The organism is Paenibacillus cookii (genome assembly GCF_018333375.1).
GTDB classification, from domain to species: domain Bacteria; phylum Bacillota; class Bacilli; order Paenibacillales; family Paenibacillaceae; genus Paenibacillus_AQ; species Paenibacillus_AQ cookii.
Map to the genome: position 1 here is coordinate 1 of NZ_BORW01000069.1, position 6,777 is coordinate 6,777.

Below are 6,777 nucleotides of genomic sequence, written 5' to 3' on the forward strand. Positions count from 1 at the left end.
CCCTTCAGTTTCTGGTCATGAATCTGGAGCGGCGACTGCGTGTTCTCTTTTTGCATTTTTTCAGACTGCTTGGGTTTAGAGACTTGCGTTGGGTGTAGATGGAACGAATCTTGTTCAGCAAGCCCTAAATTACTGCGATCAAAAAATAACAGACCAAATATAAATAAATTTAACAAAGAAAATCTATAAAACCGTTATAAAATGAGTTATACTGAGGTAAGAATAAGTAAGGAGCCGTGCGCGAACACGACTCCTGAGCACAATAACTGCATAAAGAGCAGTCGGCCGCTAAGTGGTGGTCGAAATAGACCGTTACCTTAGGGAGGGCGGTCTATTTCTTTTTCATGTAGGTAAGAAGCGCCAAAATGAACATGCCAAACATGAGCATTAAGGTGAGTGCATCTTTAACCTCCATGGGCATCACCTCCCTTCCGGGAGACTAGCCGACCGTCCTTCAAGCCGCATATTGTACCAGAAAATTATAACATATAAGACATGATGAAATACCATTAAAATATACTATAAATAGCTAGAATACATGGGAAACAATATATAAAACTGTAGAAGAACACTCAATCAACAAAAACGCCCCAGCCTAAGATAAGAGCTATCTAGGACTGGGTTTTGTCGTGAATCCGGGTTCATAATAAAAAATCCATAACAGGGAAGAACATTATGGAACTACTTGGTTGCTTATCATAACGAGGGTTATACTAATATTAATAAAGCCTATCTTAGGCTGCTGCGTTAGGCAGGGCATCATCGTTTGGTTTTAACAGACCATTTCTACGAGAATGTCCTTCTCCAGCTTGAAGAATAGGAACAGCAGCTTGAATCGAACAAAAAAGTGGTGGTTAAATTGGGGTAACCGTTAAAGATTTGCTGCAGCTGCCTTCATTTAGAGGGGCTCAGGTGGTCACTGGAGCAAGCAGGCTTCATCAGACCGTATCCTCTTTATCTGTTTTAGAGGTGGCGGATGTCAATTTCTTTTCGCAAATCATTCAGACCGTTCAGGAAGAGTGGTATGCCGAAGAGCTGGTCATCAGCTCTTTTTATTCCATTAAGGACAGCGTGGAGCAGCAGTGCAAAACGGTTCAATATTTGCATGACCTGGGCGAAGTGGGATTGATTTTGTACTATGTCGGCATTGTCATGCCGGATATCGCCGATGAAGTGGTCGAGTTGGCCGAATCCCTGAATTTTATTATCATCTGCATGCCGAGAAACGACTACACTCTTCGATATAATGAAGTCATTTATGAAGTCATGGAGGCGATCGTCAGCAATCAGAATGTGAATGAGCATTTCGTGAATGAATCGCTGGAAAAGGTCTCGCTGTTGCCGGAACATTTGCGGAGCGTGGAAATTACCCTTAAACTGCTGTCGGACCGGATGAAAGCGAACATCGTGCTGACCAACAGCAACCTGGATATCATCAATCGGGTCATGTGGCCGCGGAATTCATCGCTCGATGTGGCGAGTCTCATCCGGTCCATGGCGCCTTCCATCTTGAACGGCGGAACGGGAGAAGGAGAGGTGAATTCGCCCTGCTTTGTTGAATACAAACGTGTTCATCAAAAAAACGGGGAGATCCTTTACCTGTTTCTCATTAAAGAGAATGCGAAGCTGCCTCCGAAAACGATGGATCAAATCGGCGAGGTCGTGCAGGTGGCCATCAATTTGTGGGGAGACAAGCATAACGAGGTCAGCGAATACGCGTTGGTCAAAGCGATCGTAAACGACGAAAGCGAAAAAATGCGCAGATTGGCCCATCTGCTTCATATCGACGTATCCGCCATCCAAATGATGTGGCTCGTTTACATTCAGGATTTGTCGGAGGAAAGAAGGATAAGGGAGGACTTAAAAGCGCATCTTTCGCAATATTATAAAACCGCGGTCATTCAAACGATCGATCACTGCGTTGTCGTTTTGTTGGGGAACTGTTCCTATAAATACAATGAATTTGAAATCGCAGCGGAATATATTGAAAACACGAGTCTCATCGCTGAAATATCAAGCATCGTGTATTCTCCGAGAATGCGGAACACGCAGGACGTAAGGCGGATGTATCAACTCGTCCAGGGCGTAGAAAAAGAAGTTCACCGCATGTATCATCACCGCAAACTATATACCGCGGCGGAAGTCCGTTCCATGAAACGGGCCATAGACCTCAGCAAGCAGGGGGAAGAGGTTACGGAGGAATGCTTGTCCGTTATGGAGCCGATCATGGACGACCCGGACGCTTTGAAAACGCTGATGACTTTTCTTCTGGATGCGAAGGGGAATATGGATGAATGCAGCAAGCTGTTGTTCGTCCACAAAAATACGGTGAAATACCGCATTAAAAAAATTTGCGAGCTTATCGGATATGATGTGACCATCAATTCGGAATCGTACGATGTTTATACCGCCTGCATGGTCTACCGTCTCATCCATAACTAAAAGTTCCGAGGTTTTGTCGAATCAGACAAAAATCTCGGGATTTTTTTTATTTTCTGAAAAAGACGCTGCCCTGCTTCATCTTTTACAATGAGAAAAATGATTCGAACGAACCATCGTGAGGAGGGGGCACATGAAATCCGCTAAAGAATATCAATCCTGGTTCAGTCTGGGGATCATCTGGGCCGGCGCGGTCATCAGCATCCCGAGTTTGTTGGTAGGGAATGCGCTTGTTGCAGGAATGGGGTTATCAAGGGCATTGCTCGTCACATTGGCAGGCTACGCCATTATTGTGCTGCTTATGATTTTGCAGGGGATTCAAAGCACGGATTTAGGACGGCCGACCGTTCAGGTCGCAGGTCAAGTGTTTGGCAAAAAAGGATCTCGGACGATTCTGTCGATCATCCTCGCCATTGCGTGTCTCGGGTGGTTCGGCATCCAGGCGAATGTGTGCGGCGCAGCCCTGGCCAACTTGCTGGCCGAGATCGGCGTGCACCTTCCGGTGCCGCTGGCATCTCTCATCTGCGGTCTGGTGATGGTAGTTTCAGCCATGTACGGCATTAAAGTGCTGCGGGTGATCAGTTATATTGCGGTTCCTTTATTGATCGGGATCAGCGTATTTGGCCTGATCGAAGCTTTTACCGGAGACTCCTTGCAGATCATCAAGAATTATAAACCTGCGGCCGTGATGAGCTTTACGGACGGACTCGCGGTAACCCTGGGTTCATTTGCGCTGGGCGCGGTCATCGCGGGAGATTATTCGCAATTTTCGAAAAAACGGTCCGATGTGCTGAAAGCCGCTCTTTTCGGAATTATTCCGGCGGGTTTGCTGATGATCGGTGCAGGGGCCGTCCTGACGATCGCTTACCGGGCTAGCGATATTACAGCCACATTTTTGAGCATCACGACGCCGCTTATTGGCGGTGTGATTTTGATCCTGGCTACCTGGAAGACGAACCTTGTGAATGTTATTTCAGGCGGTTTTGCCTTAATCAACGTGTTCAACGTGTCGAAGGAGAAAGAAAAGTGGGCCGTCGGCATTGCGGGAACCATCGGGACCGTATTGGCTGTCGTCGGCATCCTCAACTATTTTACTCCGATCATGTCCATCCTGTCGGCTATGATTCCGCCGGTGGCAGGCGTGATGATCGCTTCGTACTGGGTGCTTGGCAAAGGGGATAAGAACCGCTGGCAGGAGGTTGAAGGCGTGAATGCTTTGGGCGTCGTCTCCTGGCTTTTGGGCGCGGTCATTGCTTGTGCTCCCGTCGTGTTGTCCTTTTTCCCGAGCTTGCCACAGGTACCGAATCAGCCGCTGGCCGGGATTGTGATTTCTTTTGTCGTGTATTATGTCGGTTATCGTTTATCGGCTCAGAAGACGTCATATTGGAGGAAACGTAAATGAGATATTTAGATCAAGCAGCAGTGGAACATATCGCCGTCGGCGCGGCATTTCTGGGAACCGGCGGAGGGGGAGACCCTTATATCGGCAAATTGATGGCTCTTTCGGCCATTGATAAATATGGACCTGTAAAACTATACTCGGTCGACGAGATTCAGGATGAGGACTTTTTCATTCCCGCCGCGATGATGGGGGCGCCTTCCGTACTGGTGGAGAAGTTCCCAAAAGGGGACGAGTTTGTGAAGGTATTCCAAAAATTAGCGAATTACTTGGGAAAAGAAAAGATCGCCGGCACGTTTCCGATGGAAGCGGGGGGCGTCAACTCCATGATTCCCATCGTCGTTGCGGCGCAACTGGGATTGCCATTGATCGACTGCGACGGTATGGGACGGGCGTTCCCGGAGCTGCAAATGGTGACGTTTAACCTGGACGGCATTCCGGCGACGCCGATGGCGATTACGGATGAAAAAGGGAACATCGGCATCTTTGAGACCATCGATAATCGATGGACGGAGCGGCTGGCAAGGGTGGCTACGGTGGAAATGGGAGCCAGCGCTCTAGTCAGCTTGTATCCTGCAACGGGTGCTCAAATCAAACAAAGCGGCGTTCATCATATCGTGACCCTGTCCGAACAGATTGGCGCCATCATTACATCGAAAAACCGGGATGCCAAGGATAAGCTGCAAGAACTGCTGAAACTCGTGTCCGGCTATGAACTTTTCCAAGGTAAAATCGTGGATGTCATCCGGGAAACCAAGGGCGGATTTAATCTCGGCCGCATGCATCTCGAAGGGATCGAGGCGTTTAAAGCCGGGGAGATGAAGGTTCATTTTCAAAATGAAAACCTGGTTGCCGAGCGGAATGGTCAAGTGGCAGCGATGACTCCGGATTTGATCTGTCTGGTCGATTATGAAACCTTGTTGCCTGTAACCACAGAAAGCCTGAAATACGGGAAACGCGTACGGGTGATCGGGCTGCCCGCCCATGAAAAATGGAGAACGGAAAAAGGAATCGAGACGGCAGGTCCAAGATACTTCGGATATGATTACGATTATGTTCCAATCGAGGAACTGGTAAAAAAGGCGGTGGCTGAAAATGTATAGAATCGGGATCGATGTGGGCGGCACCAACACGGATGCCATCATTTTGGATGAGAACCATCAGTTGATCCATGCGGTGAAATCACCGACAAGCTTGGATATTAAAACGGGCATCGAAACCTCTCTCCGGAGGTTGCTGCAGGAAGCGGACATCGATAAAACCCAAATAACGCATGCCATGTTAGGTACGACGCAGTGCACGAATGCGATTGTGGAGCGTAAAAAGCTGGCCCAAGTCGGCGTCATTCGCCTGGGTTACCCGGCAACGGCTTCCGTGGCCCCGTATACGTCCTGGCCTGAGGATATGGTGGAGAAGCTGTCGGGTAAATACGCTCTCGTCCACGGCGGATATGAATACGACGGCCAAGTGCTTGGTGAAGTCGATGAGACCGAAATTACGGCTCTTCTGGAAGAGTGGCGCGGTCGTATTGAATCCATTGCGGTCATCGGCGTATTTTCATCCCTTAAAAATGACCAGGAGTTCCAAGTTCGCGATCTCATCCACCAAATGTACGGACCGGAATTTCCGGTTTCCTGTTCTTCATTGATCGGTTCGGTCGGTTTGATCGAACGGGAAAATGCGACCATCCTCAATGCGGCATTGTGCAAGGTGATTAAAACGACGACCGAGGGTTTTGTTCAGGCGTTGGAAGAAGAGGGCATCTCGGACGCAGCCGTGTTTTTATGCCAAAATGACGGTACCCTGATGTCGATCGATTACGCTAAGCAATTTCCGATCCTCACCATTGCCTGCGGGCCAACGAACAGTATTCGCGGGGCTTCCTACTTAGCCAAGATCAAGGATACGATGGTTCTCGACGTAGGCGGGACGACGTCGGACATCGGGGTTTTGCAGGACGGCTTCCCGAGAGAATCCTCGGTTGCGGTCGAGGTTGGCGATATCCGCACGAATTTCCGCATGCCGGATATTATCTCCGTCGGGCTGGGCGGCGGAAGCATTGTGCGCTCGGAGAACGGCAAAATTACGGTTGGCCCTGACAGCGTAGGATACAAGATTGGACAAGAAGCGCTGGTTTTTGGCGGGAATACGCTGACTACGACAGACATTGCCGTTCGGCTCGGGCTTGCGGATGTCGGGGATAAGAGCCTGGTAGCGCATCTGGATGAAGACTTCGCCAAAAATGTGCAAGCTGAAATTGCAACCATCATTGAACAGGCCATTGATAAAATGAAGACATCCTCGGGAGACGTTGAGCTTGTTTTGGTAGGGGGCGGCAGTGTCGTTATACCGGACACGATTCGCGGGGTATCCCGTATGATCAAGCCTGAGAACGGGGGCGTAGCCAACGCCATTGGCGCGTGTATTGCTCAAATCAGCGGACAATATGAACAAATTTACATCTATTCTACAGAGCCACGTGAGGATTCACTTAGAGATGCGCAAGAAAAAGCCGTAAAGCAGGCGGTGCTGGCCGGCGCTGATCCGGCTACGGTGGAACTCGTGGAAGTGGAAGAAACCCCGCTTGCTTATCATCCGGGAAATGCGACGAGACTGAGAGTGAAAGTCGTAGGAAACATGAAGTAGAAGAGAAGCTTCACATGAGTTTAGACAACTTGTGTGAGGCTTTTTTTATTTTCGAGGGCGGTCTATTTCTTTTTCATGTAGGTGAGCATCATGTATCGTCTATGCTGCGGGACTATCGTTCCATGCTTGTCAGATGTATAATCTAGGAAGACATGGAAGGGAGCATGTGGACCTCTGTCAATAGATTGGACAGCCAGAATCGAGAAAATTACGCAATTTGACCGTACATTTGTTCGTATTGAAAAGGTGTAAGATACCCGATAGCGGAATGTACGCGTTTCCGGTTGTAGAAA

Annotated in this window: 5 protein-coding genes; 4 read left to right on the forward strand and 1 reads right to left on the reverse strand. The window is 48.9% G+C overall.

The genetic code is table 11. From position 1 onward, the window contains the following. Positions 1 to 331 precede the first annotated feature (331 nt). Complete coding sequence (locus tag KI367_RS27490) at positions 332 to 421, reverse strand: putative holin-like toxin (RefSeq protein ID WP_373316307.1); 90 nt, start codon at positions 419 to 421, stop codon at positions 332 to 334. A 491-nt stretch (positions 422 to 912) separates the two neighbouring features. Between KI367_RS27490 and KI367_RS26365 the strand changes: the two genes are divergently transcribed. The 4 genes from KI367_RS26365 to KI367_RS26380 all read left to right on the forward strand — a co-directional run bounded on the left by KI367_RS26365 (position 913) and on the right by KI367_RS26380 (position 6,484). Then, positions 913 to 2,442, forward strand: coding sequence for a PucR family transcriptional regulator (locus tag KI367_RS26365; RefSeq protein WP_246537343.1), 1,530 nt, complete (start codon positions 913 to 915; stop codon positions 2,440 to 2,442). 130 nt (positions 2,443 to 2,572) lie between these two features. Continuing rightward, positions 2,573 to 3,841 (forward strand): cytosine permease, encoded by a 1,269-nt coding sequence (locus KI367_RS26370; protein ID WP_212953228.1) that lies wholly within the window; start codon positions 2,573 to 2,575, stop codon positions 3,839 to 3,841. After that, entirely contained in the window at positions 3,838 to 4,941 is a 1,104-nt protein-coding gene (locus KI367_RS26375; protein WP_212953229.1) for an S-methyl thiohydantoin desulfurase family protein, read from the forward strand. The genes KI367_RS26370 and KI367_RS26375 overlap by 4 nt, the downstream gene beginning before the upstream one ends. Then, complete coding sequence (locus tag KI367_RS26380; protein ID WP_212953231.1) at positions 4,934 to 6,484, forward strand: hydantoinase/oxoprolinase family protein; 1,551 nt, start codon at positions 4,934 to 4,936, stop codon at positions 6,482 to 6,484. The genes KI367_RS26375 and KI367_RS26380 overlap by 8 nt, the downstream gene beginning before the upstream one ends. The last annotated feature ends 293 nt before the right edge of the window (positions 6,485 to 6,777 follow it).

Excerpts from the sequence above, each read along its gene's own strand:
- KI367_RS26375 (WP_212953229.1), top strand. The coding sequence starts at position 3,838 with ATGAGATATTTAGATCAAGCAGCAGTGGAACATATCGCCGTCGGCGCG.
- KI367_RS26380 (WP_212953231.1), top strand. The coding sequence starts at position 4,934 with ATGTATAGAATCGGGATCGATGTGGGCGGCACCAACACGGATGCCATC.
- KI367_RS26370 (WP_212953228.1), top strand. The coding sequence starts at position 2,573 with ATGAAATCCGCTAAAGAATATCAATCCTGGTTCAGTCTGGGGATCATC.
- KI367_RS27490 (WP_373316307.1), bottom strand. The coding sequence starts at position 421 with ATGCCCATGGAGGTTAAAGATGCACTCACCTTAATGCTCATGTTTGGC.